The sequence below is a fragment of the Streptomyces sp. Edi4 genome, assembly GCF_040253615.1.
Taxonomy (GTDB): Bacteria; Actinomycetota; Actinomycetes; order Streptomycetales; family Streptomycetaceae; genus Streptomyces.
Genome location: NZ_JBEJGY010000004.1, coordinates 2,131,411 through 2,148,859, shown reverse-complemented (window position 1 = coordinate 2,148,859; position 17,449 = coordinate 2,131,411). Strand labels below are relative to the sequence as shown.

At 73.2% G+C, this 17,449-nt stretch carries 15 protein-coding genes; 5 read left to right on the top strand and 10 right to left on the bottom strand.

Features of this window, described 5'->3' with window-relative positions; translation table 11 throughout:
• Window positions 1-140: 140 nt before the first annotated feature.
• Window positions 141-950, bottom strand: a complete 810-nt coding sequence (gene lipB, locus ABR738_RS11760) for a lipoyl(octanoyl) transferase LipB (RefSeq protein ID WP_350229916.1) — start codon at window positions 948-950, stop codon at window positions 141-143.
• Window positions 951-1,201: 251 nt separating this feature from the next.
• Between lipB and ABR738_RS11755 the strand changes: the two genes are divergently transcribed.
• Complete coding sequence (locus ABR738_RS11755) at window positions 1,202-2,650, top strand: NsdA family TPR-like regulatory protein (RefSeq protein ID WP_350229915.1); 1,449 nt, start codon at window positions 1,202-1,204, stop codon at window positions 2,648-2,650.
• A 52-nt stretch (window positions 2,651-2,702) separates the two neighbouring features.
• Here the strand turns inward: ABR738_RS11755 and ABR738_RS11750 are convergent, their stop codons facing one another.
• Together ABR738_RS11750 and ABR738_RS11745 are read right to left on the bottom strand one after the other, a co-directional pair.
• Window positions 2,703-4,019, bottom strand: a complete 1,317-nt coding sequence (locus tag ABR738_RS11750; protein WP_350229914.1) for an NAD(P)/FAD-dependent oxidoreductase — start codon at window positions 4,017-4,019, stop codon at window positions 2,703-2,705.
• A 1,053-nt stretch (window positions 4,020-5,072) separates the two neighbouring features.
• Window positions 5,073-5,978, bottom strand: a complete 906-nt coding sequence (locus tag ABR738_RS11745) for a TIGR01777 family oxidoreductase (protein ID WP_350229913.1) — start codon at window positions 5,976-5,978, stop codon at window positions 5,073-5,075.
• 36 nt (window positions 5,979-6,014) lie between these two features.
• Here ABR738_RS11745 and ABR738_RS11740 point away from each other — a divergent pair, with 36 nt between their 5' ends.
• The gene (locus tag ABR738_RS11740; protein ID WP_350229912.1) at window positions 6,015-6,542 is read left to right on the top strand and encodes a GNAT family N-acetyltransferase; all 528 of its coding nucleotides are present in this window, start codon (window positions 6,015-6,017) and stop codon (window positions 6,540-6,542) included.
• An 86-nt stretch (window positions 6,543-6,628) separates the two neighbouring features.
• The gene (locus ABR738_RS11735; protein ID WP_350229911.1) at window positions 6,629-7,873 is read left to right on the top strand and encodes an amidohydrolase; all 1,245 of its coding nucleotides are present in this window, start codon (window positions 6,629-6,631) and stop codon (window positions 7,871-7,873) included.
• A gap of 9 nt (window positions 7,874-7,882) precedes the next feature.
• Here the strand turns inward: ABR738_RS11735 and ABR738_RS11730 are convergent, their stop codons facing one another.
• The gene (locus ABR738_RS11730; RefSeq protein ID WP_350229910.1) at window positions 7,883-8,554 is read right to left on the bottom strand and encodes a TetR/AcrR family transcriptional regulator; all 672 of its coding nucleotides are present in this window, start codon (window positions 8,552-8,554) and stop codon (window positions 7,883-7,885) included.
• A gap of 172 nt (window positions 8,555-8,726) precedes the next feature.
• On the opposite strand from ABR738_RS11730, the gene ABR738_RS11725 reads away from it, so the two are divergent.
• Window positions 8,727-9,524, top strand: coding sequence for an SDR family NAD(P)-dependent oxidoreductase (locus ABR738_RS11725; RefSeq protein ID WP_350234531.1), 798 nt, complete (start codon window positions 8,727-8,729; stop codon window positions 9,522-9,524).
• A gap of 92 nt (window positions 9,525-9,616) precedes the next feature.
• On the opposite strand, the gene ABR738_RS11720 is transcribed toward ABR738_RS11725, so the two are convergent.
• Entirely contained in the window at window positions 9,617-10,138 is a 522-nt protein-coding gene (locus ABR738_RS11720) for a DUF4240 domain-containing protein (protein WP_350234530.1), read from the bottom strand.
• 230 nt (window positions 10,139-10,368) lie between these two features.
• Window positions 10,369-11,241, bottom strand: a complete 873-nt coding sequence (locus tag ABR738_RS11715; RefSeq protein WP_350229909.1) for a GntR family transcriptional regulator — start codon at window positions 11,239-11,241, stop codon at window positions 10,369-10,371.
• Between the two features lie 259 nt (window positions 11,242-11,500).
• On the opposite strand from ABR738_RS11715, the gene ABR738_RS11710 reads away from it, so the two are divergent.
• Window positions 11,501-11,728, top strand: a complete 228-nt coding sequence (locus tag ABR738_RS11710) for a hypothetical protein (RefSeq protein WP_350229908.1) — start codon at window positions 11,501-11,503, stop codon at window positions 11,726-11,728.
• A gap of 64 nt (window positions 11,729-11,792) precedes the next feature.
• Here the strand turns inward: ABR738_RS11710 and ABR738_RS11705 are convergent, their stop codons facing one another.
• From ABR738_RS11705 to ABR738_RS11690, 4 genes are all read right to left on the bottom strand, one after another.
• Entirely contained in the window at window positions 11,793-12,722 is a 930-nt protein-coding gene (locus ABR738_RS11705; RefSeq protein ID WP_350229907.1) for a winged helix-turn-helix domain-containing protein, read from the bottom strand.
• 158 nt (window positions 12,723-12,880) lie between these two features.
• A complete protein-coding gene (locus tag ABR738_RS11700) occupies window positions 12,881-13,648 on the bottom strand; it encodes a VOC family protein (protein WP_350229906.1) in 768 nt (255 codons plus the stop codon).
• A 99-nt stretch (window positions 13,649-13,747) separates the two neighbouring features.
• The gene (gene aceE / locus ABR738_RS11695) at window positions 13,748-16,483 is read right to left on the bottom strand and encodes a pyruvate dehydrogenase (acetyl-transferring), homodimeric type (protein ID WP_350229905.1); all 2,736 of its coding nucleotides are present in this window, start codon (window positions 16,481-16,483) and stop codon (window positions 13,748-13,750) included.
• Window positions 16,484-16,708: 225 nt separating this feature from the next.
• Entirely contained in the window at window positions 16,709-17,335 is a 627-nt protein-coding gene (locus tag ABR738_RS11690; protein ID WP_350229904.1) for a GntR family transcriptional regulator, read from the bottom strand.
• Between the last annotated feature and the right edge of the window lie 114 nt (window positions 17,336-17,449).

The window sequence follows — 17,449 nt, the reverse complement described above, 5'->3', positions numbered from 1 at the left end:
TTGCTCGGGTGAGGTGCGGCTTCCCCCCGGTGGGTAACTCGAAGGGGGGCGGCCGCATTCCCGGGCTGTTCGCTCGTTGTTCCCTCGTTCTGAGGGCTCGGGCGGCGCCCCCCGCGCGGGCGGGTCTCAGGGCCGGGCCGCTACGCCGACGCCCGCTCGGTCTCCCGCTCGATCACCCGGGGAGCCGGCTGCGCGTGCTCCAGGACGTCGCGCAGGTGCTTCTCGGCCACCGGCAGGACCTCCGCGATGGTCACCTCGCGGCCCAGTTCGTACGAGAGCGACGTCACACCCGCGTCCCGGATCCCGCACGGCACGATCCGGTCGAACCAGGTGTTGTCCGGGTTCACGTTGAAGGAGAAGCCGTGCATCGTGACGCCCTTGGCGACGCGGATGCCGATCGCCGCCAGCTTGCGGTCCTCGCGGCGCTGGCCGGCGTTGGAGGGCGCGTACTCGGGGCCGTTGAGGCGGGCGTCGAACTCGTCGTCGTTCAGGCGCGGGTCGAAGTCCAGGGAAAGCCCGCCGAGCCTGGGGCGCCGCTCGACCGGATCGCCGAGGACCCACACTCCGCTGCGGCCCTCGACCCGGGTTGTCTCCACGCCGAAGTCGGCGGCGGTACGGATCAGGGCCTCTTCCAGACGGCGTACGTGCGCGACCACGTCGACGGGGCGCGGCAGCTTCTGGATCGGGTAGCCGACGAGCTGGCCGGGGCCGTGCCAGGTGATCTTGCCACCCCGGTCGACGTCGATGACCGGGGTGCCGTCCAGGGGGCGCTCGCTGTCCTGCGTGCGTCGCCCCGCCGTGTAGACCGGGGGGTGCTCGACGAGCAGACAGGTGTCGGGGATCTCGTCGGCGAACCGGGCCGCGTGCACGCGCCGCTGCTCGTCCCAGGCCTCCTGGTAGTCGACCGCGTCCTCGCCGAAACCCAGCCGGACACATCGCAGCTCGTTCACGCCAGCTCCCCTGTCGAACCTCTCGGAACCCCTTGGACCCTGCTGCACGCGATCGGTGCGCGTCCTCATTCACTGTACGACCGTGTTCGACACCCTCCGCACGCCCCCTGGGCCCGGCAGAAACGGCACGTCACCACACGATCGGATGAATGCGGGGCCGAGGCGGCGGCACCGGCCGTATTGACCGCTAAATTCTCGCCGTTCCATGAGGGCTGCACGCTTGGCCCGGAAGGCAGGAGAACGCAGAGCTGATGACGGAACGACCCTCGCAGCGCACCCCCAACCGCCAGCTCGCCGCACTCATCGCAGAAGCCGGGTTCTCCAATGCCGGGCTCGCCCGCCGCGTTGACCAGCTCGGGCTCGAGCACGGCCTGGACCTGCGCTACGACAAGACCTCGGTCACGCGGTGGCTGCGCGGCCAGCAGCCGCGCGGCACCACACCCGCGCTGATCGCCGAGGTGTTCACCCGCCGGCTCGGCCGCCGGCTCTCCGCTCAGGACCTCGGGCTCGACGCGTGTGCGCCGGTGTACGCGGGCCTGGAGTTCGCGGCGACGCCGGAGGAGGCCATCGACATCGTCAGCGGCCTGTGGCGCAAGGACTCGGGCAGCCACGCCGAACTGCGCAAGATCGCCTTCACCCCGGCGGGGCTGGTGGTCCCGAGCCGGGACTGGCTGATCGGGCGGGCCGACGACCGGGTGGGACGGGGTGAACCCGCCCCGCCGGGCGGCGCCACGCGCGTCCCCGTCCAGGGCCGCCCCTCCGTGCCCCGCCAGCGGACCACCGACCGGGGCCCGGGACAGCGCGTGACCAGCGGAGACATCGCGGCGCTCCGCTCGGTCGGCGAACTCTTCCGCACCCTCGACCATGCCTACGGCGGCGGCCACGCGCGTCAGGCCCTGGTGCGCTACCTGGAGCACGAGGCCGAGCCGATGCTGCGCGGTCATTACGGCGAGAGCGTGGGGCGGCGCCTGTTCGCGGCCGCCGCCGACCTGACGCGGCTGGCCGGCTGGACCTCGTACGACATCGCCGCCCACGGGCTCGCCCAGCGCTACTTCGTGCAGGCGCTGCGGCTGTCGCAGGCCGCGGGCGACCGGGCGTACGGCTCGTATGTGCTGGTCACGATGAGCCGCCAGGCCGTCTACCTCGGGCACGGCCGCGAGGCGGTCCAGCTGGCCCGGGTCGCCCAGCAGGGCGTGGGATCGGCGGCGCCACCCGTTGTGCAGTCGCTGCTCAACGCGGTGGAGGCGCGCGGGCACGGGGTGCTCGGCGAGGTGCGGGCGTGCACCGCCTCGCTCGCGCGGGCCGAGCGGGCCCTGGAGAGCGCGCGGCCCGGCGACGACGTGCCGCACTGGGCGCGCTCCTTCGACGAGGCGCAGCTCGCCGACGAGTTCGGCCACTGCCACCGCGACCTCCAGCAGTACCGCGCCTGCGCGCAGCACGCGGAGCGCTCGCTGCAATTGCGCGCCCCCGCGTACGCCCGCTCGCGCCTGTTCTGCCGGGTCGTACTCGCCACCGCGCGGCTCGGACTCGGCGAACTCGACCAGGCGTGCGCGCTGGGCGCGGAGGCGGCCCAGCAGGCGAGCGAGATGCGCTCGGCGCGCGCGGTGGAGTACGTACGCGACTTCGAGCGCCGCCTCGAGCCGTACCGGGACGCGGCCCCGGTCCGCACCTACCGGGACCGGGTGGCCGCGCTGGGGTGAGGGAGCGTGGGGCGCGGGGTGCGGGGCGCGGGGTGAAGGGGCCCGCCCCGGCTCAGGCCGCCTTGCGGATCACCTCCGGCCTCGCCTGCCAGGACGGGACGCCCAGATCACTGAGGATCGCGTCGGCCGCGCGGCGCCCCGAGTACAGGGCGCCCTGCACGGTGCTGGTGTCGCGGTGGTCGCCGCACACATACAGGCCGGCGAGCAGCCGGACCGGGCGGCGCAGATCGTGCGGGGCGGGCATCGACGGCACGGCCTGCGGGGTGTGGTGCAGGGCCAGAAGCTCCCAGTCGGACGTGGACGTGGCGTACAGGCGCGCCAGTTGGCGCCGTACGGCGCGCTCCACGTCGTCCGGCGGAGTGCCGAGTACGGCCGAGGTGATCAGGGCCCGGCCCCGCGGGGCCCGGCTCGGGTCGACCTCGCTCATCACCGACGTGTACGCCACCGGGCCGCCGCGGTCCGCGTCCAGGAGCAGCGCGGGATCGGCGAGCGGGGCGCGGGGCGCGGTGTGGTGCAGCACGGTCAGCGGGTGGAAGGCGGGGACCCTGAGGCCCGGCAGGAGCGCGGCGGCGGCCGGGGCGTCGGTGGCCAGGAGCAGCGAACGGCAGCCGAGCACGCCGTGGTCCGCGGTGGTGACCGAGGTCGTGGCGACGGACGTCACCTTCACGTCCGTACGCACCGTGCCGGGCGGCAGGGCGGCGGCGAGCAGCCTCGGCAGGGTGGCCGCGCCGCCCTCCGGCACGCACAGCCTGCCGCGCGCGAAGCCGCGCAGCGCGAGGTCGGCGCAGTGGCTCGACGTGGTCAGGCCGGGGTCGCAGAGCAGGGCGGACAACAGGGGGCGTACGAAGCCGTCCAGGGTGCGGGCGGGCAGGCCACGGCTCAACAAGGCCTGCCCGATGGGGAGTTCGGGGCGGGCCGTGATCCGCTCCAGGGGAGTGGCGGCCAGCCTGGCGAGTGCCTTGCCCAGGCGGGCCTGGTCCAGTGCGCCGCCGAGCGGGGTGGCCGTGCCGCGCGGGGCGCTCGCGCGGGCGCGCGCTGCGGCGAGTGCGCCCCGTGCGCTCCCCGTCGTGCCCGCCCGGTAGTGGCGGCCCTCGCTGTGCACGAGGACGCCGGGTGCGAACGGGCGCAGCGGCAGGTCCTCCAGGCCCGGGGTGCGGGTCAGGTCCGGGTAGGAGGTCGAGAGCAGTTGCCCGATCCGGTCGAGCCGGAAGCCGTCGACGGAGCGGGTCGCCATGCGGCCGCCGACGTCGGGGGCCGCCTCCAGAACGCTGACCGTGACTCCCGCGCCGGTCAGCCGATGCGCGGCTGACAGGCCCGCGAGCCCGGCTCCCACGATGAGTACGTCCGCGTGATGTGCGGTGCTGAGCACGTGGCCCTCCCCGAGGTAGGCGCGGTAGGTGGAGGCCTCATGCCCCCAACTGGCCCACGGAATGCCGGAGTTCGAGGAGAGAGTAGGGATGGGGGGTGGGGTGGGGCGTCGCGCGCGGGGGTGGGCGTTGGGGCACGGCGGGCGCACGGGGCCCTCCGGGGGTGCGCGGGAAGGGGCCCGCCCCTCGGCCCGGGCCGGCCGCGGCCCGTCCGGGGGCGGTTTCCGAGTGCGGGTTGTGTGGGGCTGGTCGCGCGGTTCCCCGCGCCCCTGGCGGGGCGGGTGCTGGCCCACCCGGCGTACCTCAGCCCGTCCGGGGGTTGGTTTTCGGGTGCGGACCGTGCGTGGCTGGTCGCGCAGTTCCCCGCGCCCCTGACTATCCGGCGCTGGCCCGGATGGGAGGCCTCGGCCTGTCCGGGAGGCCGGTTTTCGAGTGCGGGTCGCGTGGGGCTGGTCGCGCGGTTCCCCGCGCCCCTGGCGGGGCGGGTGCTGGCCCACCCGGCGTACCTCAGCCCGTCCGGGGGTTGGTTTTCGGGTGCGGACCGTGCGTGGCTGGTCGCGCAGTTCCCCGCGCCCCTGACTATGCGGTGCTGGCCCGAATGGGAGGCCTCGGCCTGTCCGGGAGGCCGGTTTTCGAGTGCGGGTTGTGTGGGGCTGGTCGTCGCGCAGTTCCCCGCGCCCCTGACTATCCGGCGCTGGCCCGGATGGGAGGCCTCGGCCTGTCCGGGAGGCCGGTTTTCGAGTGCGGGTCGCGTGGGGCTGGTCGCGCGGTTCCCCGCGCCCCTGACTATCCGGCGCTGGCCAGTATCGGCAACCTCAGCCTGTCCGGCGTTTGAGGATGAGCGCCCTTCAGGCGCGAACGGGGTTTGGGGCGAGGCTCCAGGGACCCCGGGTGCGGACCGTGCGTGGCTGGGCGCGCAGTTCCCCGCGCCCCTGGCGGGGCTTGGGCCGGCCCGCATCGGCATACCCAGCCCGTCCGGCGATTGGGACGAGGCCGTTCAGGCCGAACGGGGTTTGGGGCGGAGCCCCAGGGACCCCGGCTGCGGACCAGCATCCTCAATTGCCGGCGGCAGCCACCCGTACCGCCTCCTCCACGGTGGGGAACGCGAACCTGAAGCCCGCTTCGAGCAACCGCCCCGGCACCACCCGCTGCCCAGCCAGCACATCACCCGCCGCCTCGCCCAGCGCGACCCGCAGTACCGGGGCCGGCACGGGCAGGAGGGCCGGGCGGCGCAGGACCCGGGACATCGCCGCCGTGACCTCCCGGTTCGTCACCGGCTGAGGCGCCGTCAGGTTCACCGGCCCGGAAAGGGACTCCGTGTCCAGCAGGAACCGCAGCGCCGCCACCTCGTCGTGCAGCGCGATGAACGACCAGTACTGCCGCCCGCTGCCGAGCCGCCCCCCGAGTCCCGCCCGGAAGAGCGGGATGAGCTTGGCCCACGCCCCGCCCCGGCGGGCCACCACGAGCCCCGTACGCGCGAACACCGTACGGACGCCCGCCTCCCGCGCCGCCTCGGCCGCCTCCTCCCACTGCACGCACACCGAGGGCAGAAAGCCGTCGCCGGGCGGAGCGGACTCGTCCACCACGCGCTCGCCCGTGTCGCCGTAGTAGCCGATCGCCGACCCGCTCACCAGCACCTTCGGCGGGGTGTCGAGGCCGGCGAGCGCTTCGGCGAGCGCGGCGGTGCCCAGCACCCGGCTGTCCCGGATCTCCTTCTTGTACGCGGCGCTCCAGCGCCGGTCGGCCACCCCCGCCCCGGCCAGGTGCACCACCCCCTCGCAGCCGGCCAGGCCCGCCGCGTCCACGTACTGGCGCAGCGGATCCCACGCGACCTCGTCGGGCCCCCGCGGCGCGCGCCGCACCAGGCGCAGCACCTCGTGCCCGTCCGCCCGCAGCGAGCGCACCAGCTCCGCACCGATCAGCCCCGTCGAACCCGTCACCGCGATCTTCATGGTTGACATCCTCGCGCGCCGCGGCCTCCATGGCACAGTGGCGGCATGCCCGAGTCGTATACCAAGTCCCGTACTTCTCCGCTCCCGCTCATACGCCCCGCCCGGCACTCCGACGGCGACCGCCTGGGCGTGCTCACCCGGGAGGCCTGGTCCCCGCTGCACGCCGTGGCGCCGCGCCCGGTACCGCCGTACGAGCCCTTCTTCGACGACCGGCACGAGCCCGGGCACTACCTCGTGGCCGAGGTGGACGGCGACATCGCCGGCTTCGTGCGGGTGGTCCCGCCCACACCGCTGCCCAGCAACCGCCACGTCCGGCAGATCCAGGGCCTGGAGATCGACGCGTCGGCGCGCCGACGGGGCGTGGGCCGCGCCCTGTTGCGCGCCGCCTGCGAGACGGCCCGCGCCGAGGGCGCCACCCGGATCACCCTGCGGGTGCTCGGCCACAACGCCCCCGCCCGCGCGCTGTACGAGCGGGAGGGCTTCGTCGTGGAGGGCGTACAGCCGGGTGAGTTCCTGATCGAGGGCGCGTACGTGGACGACGTCCTCATGGGGCGCTCGCTCCTGGACGACTGACACCCTCAGGACACCCGACACCGAACCCGTCCCCAGTCCCAGTCCCAGTCCCAGTACCGACCCCGACCCGAGAGCAGGCAGGCACCGTGTCCCACCCCGCCCCCTCCGCCCCCACCGCCCTGCTGGGGCTCGACGCGATCCGCGCCGAGCTCGCCGGGATCTACCGCGATCTGCACGCCCACCCCGAGCTCTCCTTCGCCGAGCACCGCACCGCCGCCGAAGTCGCCCGCCGGGCAGGGGAGTACGGCTGCGAGGTGACCACCGGCGTCGGGCGCACAGGGGTGGTGGCCGTGCTGCGGAACGGGCCGGGACCCACCGTGCTGGTCCGGGCCGACTTCGACGCGCTGCCCGTGACCGAACGCACCGGACTCGGCCACGCCTCCACCGTCGAGGGGGTCATGCACGCGTGCGGGCACGACATGCACACCGCCTGTCTGCTCGGCGCGCTCAAACTGCTCGCCGATTCCCGCGAGCTGTGGAGCGGCACCGTCCTTGGGGTCTTCCAGCCGGCCGAGGAGACCGGGCAGGGCGCGCGGGCCATGCTCGACGACGGGCTGTACGAACGGTTCGGGACGCCCGACGTGGTGCTCGGCCAGCACGTGGGGCCGTTCCCGGCCGGGATGATCGGCGCGCACGCGGGGCCCGCCTTCGCCGCCGCCGACGCGCTCAGGGTCGTGATGCACGGCAAGGGGGCGCACGGTTCACGGCCCGAGACGTCCGTCGACCCGGTGGTGATGGCGGCCTCGACCGTGCTGCGCCTACAGACGATCGTCTCGCGCGAGATCGCGGGCAGCGAGACGGCCGTCGTCACCGTGGGCGCCCTGAACGCCGGGACCAAGGACAACATCATTCCCGACGAGGCCGAGCTGTTGCTCAGCATCCGTACGTACACCGAGGACGTGCGCCGTACGGTGCTCGCCGCCGTGGAGCGGATCGTGCGCGGCGAGGCGGCCGTGGCCGGGGCCGCGCGCGAACCCGACATCGAGACGACGGCCTCCTTCCCGCTCCTGGTCAACGACGAGGACGCGGTGGCGCGGACCATGGCCGCCGTCGGCGCGGTCATCGGCGCGGACAAGGTGTTCGACCCGGGCCCGGTCACGGGCAGCGAGGACGTCGGCCTGTTCGGCGCCGAGGCCCAAGTGCCGCTCTGCTACTGGCTGTTGGGGGGAGCCGACCCCGAGGCGTTCGCCGCCGCGCTCGCCGCCGGCACCCTTGAGCGGGACATCCCCTCCAACCATTCGCCGTACTTCGCGCCGGTCGTCGAACCCACCCTGACCACCGGCGTCACCGCCCTCACCACCGCAGCCCTGGCCTGGCTCGACGCCCGCTAGCGCCCGGGGTCAGCGGCCCAACAGGCGCATCGCGCCGGTGAGTTCGCGCAGGCAGCGCACCGCGAGTTCGGCGGGGGAGCCCGGGCCCGTGGCCGGGGCGTCGGTTGCGGACCAGGACTCGAGGGCGACCCGGATCGCGTCGGTGGCGGCGGCCGCGGCGAGGCGTACCTCGAGGGCGTCCGCGCCCGGTCCCGCGAGCCGGGCGAGGACCGGCAGCAGGCGCTCCTCGGAGTCCTGGTTGACGCGGTACCAGACCGCGCGCAGCGCCGCGTCGTGCTCGGCCGCGCGCAGCAGCCCCCGGGTCCACCGCAGCTGTTCGGCCGCGTGCGCGTCGGGCACCGCGAGCGCTTCCCGCACGGCGGTTTCCAGGGTGGGGGCCAGCGGGCCGGGCCCCGCGGTTTCGAGCAGGGCGCGCCAGCGTTCGGCGCCGCCCGAGAGCAGCGGGCCGACCGCGTCCTGCTTGGAGCGGAAGTAGCGGTAGAAGGTGCGCAGCGCGACCCCGGCGTGGCGGGCGATGGCCTCGGCGGTGGTGCCGTCGGGCCCGTGCTCGGCGAAGAGCGCGGCCGCGGCGCGGGCGATGTCGAGCTGGGTCGCGGCCTTGCGGCGCTCGGTGAGTGAGGGCTGAAGCGGCGGGCGTGGCGGGGACGACGAGGAGTGTGGCTGCGGATCGGGCTGGGTCACGGGGTCAGCGTACGCCCGCACCCTCGGCGTATGCATGAAGTGACATGGTGGCAAAACGTGCCACCCAGGCGTACGGTGGGAGCCGCCCCGCCGTTGGCCGCCTCCATCGGCCATCCCTCGGGCCGCGCATCGAGGACCCCGCGCCCGTCACAAGAAAGCTGGACCCATGAGCATGAACCCCGTCACCGACCGCTACGAAGGACGCCGCGCCCTGGTCACCGGCGGCGGCTCCGGCATCGGGCAGGCCACGGTGCTGCGCCTGCTCGCCGAGGGCGGGCACGTCGTCGCGGCGGACGTCAGTGAGGCCGGCCTGAAGGACACCGCCGACAAGGCGGGCGCCGCCATCGGACGGCTGACCACCCTGGACATCGACATAGCCGACGAGGAGTCGGTCCGCGAGGGCGTGGCCGCCGCCGTCTGCGTGCTCGGCGGCCTCGACGTCCTGGTCAACGCGGCCGGCATCCTGCGCTCCTCGCACACCCACGAGACGAGCCTGGCCGAGTTCAACCGGGTGGTCGCGGTCAATCTGACCGGCACCTTCCTGATGATCCGCGAGGCGATCCCGGCGCTGCTCGAAGGCAATGGCGCGGCCGTAGTCAACTTCAGCTCGACGTCGGCGGTGTTCGCCCACCCCTACATGGCGGCGTACGCGGCCAGCAAGGGCGGCGTCCAGTCGATGACGCACGCGCTGGCCGCCGAGTACGCCAAGCAGGGCATCCGCTTCACCGCCGTGCAGCCCGGCTCGATCTCCTCCGGCATGACCGACGGAAGCGGCGCGTCCCGCTCCAGTGTGGGCCCGGGCCTGCCCGCCGACGCCGACATGTCGCTCTTCGTGAAGCTCGCCCCGGCCATCGGGCAGGGCTTCGCGGGCCCGGAGACGGTGGCGTCGGTGGTCGCGATGCTGGCCAGTGACGACGGCCGTTTCATCACCGGCACCGAGGTCCGCGTCGACGGCGGAACGCACTTCTGACACCCCGGGAGCCGGCCCGCGCCCGGCCCGCGCCCGGCCCGCGCCCGGCCCGCGCCCGGCCCGCGCCGCCGCCCGGCCCGCGCCGGACCGGCTCAGCCCGGGCCGAAGCGGTCCCACAGGCGCGGGAAACGGTCCGCGAGGGCCGCTTCGTCCTCGAAGTCCAGCGGCGTCCCCTCCGGCTCGTCGGCCTGGGGCGGGATGCCGAGGTCGGGCGCGACCACGCCGGTCAGCTGCTCGTACGCCTCGTCCGCCGCGTAACCCAGCTCCTCGCCGTCGCCGTCGACCTCCTCGTCGAACTCGCCGACGAGGTCGGCCAGCGCGTCGGGGTCGTGCACCGCGCCCTCGAAGACCTCCCGGCCCTGGCCGATCAGCCAGCAGCGGAAGTAGTCGAACGCGTCGTCGCTCGCCCCGCCGAGCAGCACGGCCGCCGCGCCCCACAGGTCCCAGCGGTAGGCGCGGTTGTAGCGCGCCTCGAAGTGCCGGGCGAAGTCGAGCACGGATTCGGGGTCGAGCTGGAGCAGCCGCTCGATGAGCAGGTCGGCCTGCTCCTCGGGGTCGCCGTCGGCGGCCTCGCGGGTACGGTCGACGATCTCCCAGAACTCCGTCTCGTCCATCACGCACCCAGCATCGTGGGTGGCGGGTCGCGGCGCACGCGGAGCGGCGCTTTTCGTCCGGTTGGCGCCATCCGCCACCCCTGGCACACCTGTTGCCATCGGGCCGCCTCGCGCCTCGCGCCGCCCCGGGCCGCCGGCGCCCGCGCACCCCGCCCCCGGGCCGCCGGCGCCCGCGCACCTTGCCCCCGGGCCGTCCGCGCCTGGCGGCCCGCGCCGGGTGGGGCGGGTCCTCACTCGTCGAGCGGGCGCAGTGGCGTCGCGGCCATCTCCCAGCGTGAGTCGAACCATGCCTGCGCCTGCTGGAGCTCGGCCCGGTCGAGGGGCCGCGCCCCGTTCACCTCCGACCCGGCCGGGAAGAGGGTGTCGCTGTGCAGCTCAAGTACCTCTATGGACGCCGCGTCGACCAGGATGCGGGTCCGGCGCAGGAAGTAGTAGCCGGTCAGCATCTGTGTGCCGTTGATGAGGTAGCGCTTCTCGCCGGGCACCGTCGGCAGGCTCCGGATCTCCACGGACACCGAGGCGACCGTACCCTCCTCGGCCAGCTGGGTGAGCGAGTGGTGCAGCGCCTCGGCGTACATCCGGATGACCCGGCGCAGCCGCCGCAGCGGGCGCGGGTCATCCGGGTCGTCGACGTGGCGCGGATAGGGGTGCGGGGTGTCCAGATCGGGCACCAGGACCCGCACCCGTACCGAATCCGGGGCCGGCCGGTCGCCGAGCCTGATGAGTTCGGCCTGTTGCTGCACGGCACGGGACAGCTCCTCGGTGTGCAGCGACCACACGTCGAGCGAGACGTGGGGCGCTTCGAACGCGCGGGAGATGTAGTGGGCCAATGGCCGCCCGATGGCAGCCTGGCGGGCCACCCGGGCGCCCCGGCCCGACACCCCGGCCTCCAGGAGCTGTTCGTCACGCAGCAGTTGGAGGGCCTTCTGTACAGTGCCGCGCCCGCAGTGGAAGCGCCGCATCAGCTGTTCCTGCTTGGGCAGCGCCTCGCCGGGCGCAGGGACGCCGTTCTGGATGTCCTGGCGCAGCGCGTCGGCCACCAGACGGTAGCCGGGGGTCTCCCCGGCTGCGTCCCGGCCGGGCCCCGTGGTGTGGGTCGTCACCACGTGAGGCTACAACTCGGGTGCATGTGCGACCAGATGAGCGCGGCAAGCGGGCAACTCACGTACCTGCCCGATTGGTTGACCGCCCTGACCGCTCAACCCGCCATTGGTGCGGCTGTGTTGCCCAATAGGCAGGCGGCTGGCCATAGATGGCAGCCATTCACGCCGGGTAGGAGGAGGGAACACAATCGCCGGCCAAGGAAGGCACCGATCGTCACTGCGCGCGGTCCCCGGCGGCGACTACCAAAGGAGGTGTTCCATGGGACTGGAGACGCGGGTGCGGATCGTCCTCGAACTGCTGTCGAACGCGGGTGTGGTGTCCCTGCTCGGCCCGTCGGGCCTGCTGGCGCTGGTCCTCGGCGTCCTGCTCACCAAGGGCGGCGGCGCGCGGTCCCCGGAGCCGAAGCCGGTGCCGGCCGGGCCGCGCGTGAACCTGGTGTGCGTGGCGGCCGTGCTGGTGGTGCTCCTGCTGATCGCCTCCGCCTGAACCGCTGCCGCCTGAACCGCCGCCGGACGGCTCGGGCGCCCCGTCCGCGCCCGGCCCCGACGGCTCAGTCCTGATTGGGGTCCAGGGGGCGGGCGATGGTGTTCCACAGCGAGTCGAACCACTGCTGGGTCTGCTCGACATAGCCGCGGGTCACCGGGTCGTCGTCGACCACGGCGTGCCGGAACAGCATGCCCTCCACGCCGAGCATGTCGTAGATGTCGATCGGGTTCCGGTCGAGATCCACCGTGCGTTCGGTCACCTGGTAGTGGCCGGCCAGCACCTCGCGGCCGTTGAGGATGTACACCTTCTGCGTGGGGGTGATCGCCACCTTGCGGGCCTCCACGCTCACGTCATCGACCAGATCGCGGACCTTGAGCATCCGCAGGGAGTGGCGCAGCGAACCGTAGATGTGGTTGCTGGTGATCCGCAGCCGCTCGCGCGGCCTGACGTTGCCCAGATCCCCGATCACCTGCGGCAGCGCCAGCGGGGCCTCCGCGTCGGGCAGCAGGACCCGCACCGTCACCCTGCGCGGGCCGAAGCCCGCTGCCTGCACGGCGACCAGGGGCCCCGCCAGCGCGGCGGCCAATGTCTCGCCATTGAGGCAGTACGCGTCGATGGTGACCTCTTCCTCGCGGAAGCACCACGCCACCCGCTCGCCCAGGAAGACCCCCGCGGGCCGGGGCGCGTGGCGGCGCCGGCCCGGCACGTCGCCGCCGTCGCCGCCCGCACGACCGTCGCGGCCGGGGGCGGCCGAGCGGGCGACCGTGGGCGGTGTGCCCTGCTGGGCCCGTCTGATCAGGCCTTCCCGCTCAAGGAGTTCGACGGCGCCACGGACCGCGCCGCGCGGCACCGCGAACCGCGCGCTGAGCTCCGCCTGGGTGGGCAGCCGCTCCCCGACCCGCAGCTCGCCCCCGCAGATCAGGGCGCGCAGGCCGTCGGCGACCACGTCCCGTGGACGGCGCTGTTCCTCGGCCGAATCGCTGTGTCCAGGCACGCGTCAATGCTACAACGCCCTGCCATTGTGGGGGAGTTGTCCGCCGCCATCGCCAATGTGGCGACACCACCCGCCAGTTGGCCGCGCTTCGGGCCGGCCGGGGGCGCGGGCGGGCCCCCGCCGACCGGCGCCGGCTGCCCGGTGCCGACCAGCGCCGGCTACCCGGCGGTCAAAGCAATGACGGAGAAGACGCCGCCCTGCGGGTCGCGCAGCAGGGCGAAACGGCCCGGCGGGATCGACGTGGGCGGCACATGCACGTCCCCGCCCAGCTCGCGGGCCTTCGCCGCCGTCGCGTCGCAGTCCTCGACCTGGACGTACACCATCCAGTGCGCCGGCACCTCCGGCGGAAAGTCCTCGCCCATCCGCATCATGCCGCTGAAGCTCTCGCCCTCGAGCTTCCACTCGGTGTACTCGGAGGCCCCGTACGGCTCGCTGTCGCTGTCCCAGCCGAAGACCGCGCGGTAGAACGTCCTTGCCCGGTCCGCGTCCCGGGTCAGGAGCTCGAACCAGCACATGCCGCCCGGCCGGTCCACGACGCCGAACCCCTTGTGCTCCTTGGGCTGCCAGACGCCGAAGACCGCGCCCGCCGGGTCGGCGAACACCGCGAGGCGGCCCGAGTCGAAGACGTCCATGGGGCCCGCCACGATCGAGCCCCCGTTGCCGGTCACCTTCGCCGCCGTTTCGTCGGCCGACTCGACCTGGATGTACGCCAGCCACGCCACCGGCTGCCCCGGCGCCATGCAGGGCCCGTACCCGCCGACGTACTCCTCGCCGAGCAGGAACATGCCGTACCCGCCGGCCTCCTCCATCGGCACGTCCGCGCCCCGCCAGCCGAAGAGGCCCCCGTAGAAGGCCTTGGCCGCGCTCACGTCGGTCGTCGACAGGTCGGCCCAGGCGGGCGCCGAAGGACGGTTGTAGATCTTCACGCTGTGCTCCCGGAGTCGTGTCGCCCCCGGTCGACATTCACGCACGCGTGCCCCGCCCCGGCAATCGGGACGGGGCACGCGTGCGTGACCGGGTGCGGCCTACAGGCCGTAGCGCTCGCGCGCTTCCTTCACGGCCGTGACCGGGACCTCGCCGCGCCTGGCGAGCTGGGCCAGGGCCGCCACCACGATCGACTGCGCGTCGACGCCGAAGTGACGGCGGGCCGCCTCACGGGTGTCGGACAGACCGAAGCCGTCCGCCCCGAGCGAGGACCAGTCCTGCTGGACCCACTGCGCGATCTGGTCGGGGACCTGACGCATGTAGTCGGAGACCGCGAGGACGGGGGAGTCCACGCCGTCGAGCGCCTTGCGGATGTAGGGGATCCGCTCCTCGCCGCGCAGCAGGGCGGCATCGGCTTCGAGGGCGTCGCGGCGCAGCTCGGTCCAGGAGGTCGCGGACCACACGTCGGCGGCCACGCCCCACTCCTCGGCGAGCAGCTTCTGGGCCTCAAGGGTCCAGTGGATCGCGGTGCCGGAACCCAGGAGCTGGATGCGCGGGGCGATGGGGGCACCTCCCTGCTCGAGCGGAGCCGAGAGCTTGGGGGATGGGAAGGTCACGCCGGCCGACTCCGCCGTGTTGAAGCGGTACAGGCCCTTGACGATGCCCTCGTCGATGCCCGAAGGCTTCGCCGGCTGGGGCATCGGCTCGTTGTAGACGGTGAGGTAGTAGAAGACGTCCCGGTCCTCACCGGGGGCCGCCTCGCCGTACATCCGGCGCAGACCGTCCTTGACGATGGCCGCGACCTCGTAGGCGAAGGCCGGGTCGTAGGACATGGCCGCCGGGTTGGTCGCCGCGATCACCGGGGAGTGGCCGTCGGCGTGCTGAAGGCCCTCACCGGTCAGGGTCGTACGACCGGCGGTGGCGCCCACCAGGAAGCCGCGGCCGAGCTGGTCGCCGAGCTGCCACATCTGGTCGGCCGTGCGCTGCCAGCCGAACATCGAGTAGAAGATGTAGAACGGGATCATCGGCTCGCCGTGCGTGGCGTACGAGGACGACGCGGCGATGAAGTCGGCCATCGAGCCGGCCTCGGTGATGCCCTCGTTGAGGATCTGGCCGTCCTTGGCCTCGCGGTAGTACATGAGCTGGTCGCGGTCGACCGGCTCGTACGTCTGGCCCTTGGGCGAGTAGATGCCGAGCGAGGGGAACAGCGACTCCATGCCGAAGGTGCGGGCCTCGTCCGGGACGATCGGGACCCAGCGCTTGCCGGTCGTCTTGTCGCGGATCAGGTCCTTCATCAGGCGCACGAACGCCATGGTGGTGGCCATGGACTGGCTGCCGGAGCCCTTGTCGAAGGCCGCGAAGGACTTGTCGGCCGGGGCCGGCAGCGGGGCGAGCGCGTGGCTTCGGCGGGCCGGGGCCGGCCCGCCGAGCGCCGCGCGGCGCTCCTGGAGGTAGCGGACCTCGGGGGAGTCGGCGCCGGGGTGGCCGTAGGGGACCTGGCCGTCGACGAACTGCGCGTCGGAGATGGGCAGTTCAAGAAGGTCACGCATGTTCTTGAACTCGTCGTTGGTGAGCTTCTTCATCTGGTGGTTCGCGTTCTTGGACGCGAAGCCCTCACCGAGGGTGAAGCCCTTGACGGTCTGCGCCAGGATGACGGTCGGCGCACCCTTGTGGGACAGGGCGGCCTTGTAGGCGGCGTACACCTTGCGCGGCTCGTGGCCACCGCGCGAGAGGTGGAAGCACTCCAGGATCTTGTCGTCCGACAGGAGCTTGGCCATCTCGACGAGCGCCGGGTCCTTGCCGAAGAAGTCCTCGCGGATGTAGGCCGCGTCACGCGTCTGGTACGTCTGCACCTGGGCGTCGGGGACCTCGCGCAGGCGGCGGACGAGGGCGCCGGTGGTGTCGAGCTGGAAGAGCTCGTCCCAGGCGCCGCCCCACAGCGACTTCACGACGTTCCAGCCGGCGCCGCGGAACTGGGCCTCCAGCTCCTGCACGATCTTGAAGTTGGCGCGGACCGGGCCGTCCAGGCGCTGGAGGTTGCAGTTGATGACGAAGGTCAGGTTGTCCAGACCCTCGCGGGCGGCGAGCGCGAGGGCCGCCGTCGACTCGGGCTCGTCCATCTCGCCGTCACCGAGGAACGCCCACACGTGGGAGTTGGAGACGTCCTTGATGTTCCGGTTGGTGAGGTACCGGTTGAAGCGCGCCTGGTAGATCGCGGAGAGCGGGCCGAGTCCCATGGAGACGGTCGGGAACTCCCACAGCCAGGGCAGGCGGCGCGGGTGCGGGTAGGACGGCAGACCGTCGCCGGCGGACTCCTGGCGGAACTTGTCCAGGTGCGCCTCGGTGAGGCGGCCGTCGAGGAAGGCGCGGGCGTAGATGCCGGGCGAGGCGTGGCCCTGGATGTAGAGCTGGTCGCCCGATCCGTCGCCCTCCTTGCCGCGGAAGAAGTGGTTGAAGCCGGTCTCGTACAGCCAGGCCGCGGACGCGAAGGTCGCGATGTGGCCGCCGACGCCGTACTTCGAGCCTCGGGTCACCATGGCGGCCGCGTTCCAGCGGTTCCACGCGGTGATCCGGCGCTCCATCTCCTCGTCGCCGTCGATGACGGGCTCCGCGGAGGAAGGGATGGTGTTGACGTAGTCCGTCTCCAGCAGCTTCGGCAGGGCGAGGCCCGCGCCTTCGGCATGCTTGAGCGTGCGGCGCATCAGATACGCGGCCCGGTGCGGGCCGGCGGCCTTGGCGACGGCATCGAGGGAGGCCGCCCATTCGGCGGTCTCCTCGGTGTCACGGTCCGGGAGCTGGTCGAGCTCGCTCGGAAACTTGGCTACGGGGTCGATCATGATCGCCGCCTTCCGGACAGGAGGGGGGTGGAGAAAAGGGGGCCTTTGTCTGGCAGGACGGGGCCTGGACCGGTGAGTCCGCCGTTGACTGTATGCCGACGATCGATGATCGATCAAAGTATGGGCCCAAAAACTTGCTCGAATCGCGAAAGTCGGCACAGGGTGCCGCTGATGCGGGCACCCGGTGCCTTGCATTCGCAGGGTCGGCGGCCGGCGCCGCTCCGGTCAGGCGCTGCGCGGGGCGCACCCGAGGACATGCGCCTTCACCAGCGGGCCGATGGCCGGATCCCGCCGCCGGAAGGCCGCCACCAGGTCCTCGTGCTCCTCCGCGTACGACTTCTGTACGGTGCCCAGCCAGCGGATCGAGAGCGCCGTGAAGACCTCGATGCCCAGGCCCTCCCATGTGTGCAGCAGCACACTGTTGTCGGCGGCCCGCACCAGCTCGCGGTGGAAGCCGACGGTGTGCCGCACCTGCGCGGTGCCGTCGGCGGCGCGGTCCGCCTCGTACAGGGCCGCCACGTGCGGCTCCAGGGCCGAGCAGTCCTCGGCAAGACGTCCGGCCGCCAGCTCCGCCGCGATCTGTTCGAGACCGGCCCGCACCGGATAGCTCTCCTCGAGGTCAGCCGCGCTCAGATTGCGCACGCGTACGCCCTTGTTGGGCGCCGACTCGATCAGGCGCAGGCTCTCCAGCTCCCGCAGGGCCTCGCGCACGGGCGTCTGGCTGACCTGGAGCTCCACCGCGATGCGCCGCTCCACGATCCGCTCACCGGGCTTCCAGCGCCCGCTGACGATCCCCTCCACGATGTGCTCGCGGATCTGCTCGCGCAGCGAGTGGACTACGGGCACGGTCATGGGGGCTCCTTAAGGCGAGCGGCGACGTGCCAAACAATACGGCCGCGTCCCCGTCCGAAAGAGCCCGGACGGGGACGCGGCCGCTGGTGAGACGAGTGTTACAGCCGTCCCAGG

Coding starts and splice junctions, on each gene's coding strand:
- ABR738_RS11690 (WP_350229904.1), bottom strand. CDS start 17,335: ATGACCGTGCCCGTAGTCCACTCGCTGCGCGAGCAGATCCGCGAGCAC.
- aceE (WP_350229905.1), bottom strand. CDS start 16,483: ATGATCGACCCCGTAGCCAAGTTTCCGAGCGAGCTCGACCAGCTCCCG.
- ABR738_RS11745 (WP_350229913.1), bottom strand. CDS start 5,978: ATGTCAACCATGAAGATCGCGGTGACGGGTTCGACGGGGCTGATCGGT.
- ABR738_RS11725 (WP_350234531.1), top strand. CDS start 8,727: ATGAACCCCGTCACCGACCGCTACGAAGGACGCCGCGCCCTGGTCACC.
- ABR738_RS11755 (WP_350229915.1), top strand. CDS start 1,202: ATGACGGAACGACCCTCGCAGCGCACCCCCAACCGCCAGCTCGCCGCA.
- ABR738_RS11740 (WP_350229912.1), top strand. CDS start 6,015: ATGCCCGAGTCGTATACCAAGTCCCGTACTTCTCCGCTCCCGCTCATA.
- ABR738_RS11710 (WP_350229908.1), top strand. CDS start 11,501: ATGGGACTGGAGACGCGGGTGCGGATCGTCCTCGAACTGCTGTCGAAC.
- ABR738_RS11720 (WP_350234530.1), bottom strand. CDS start 10,138: ATGGACGAGACGGAGTTCTGGGAGATCGTCGACCGTACCCGCGAGGCC.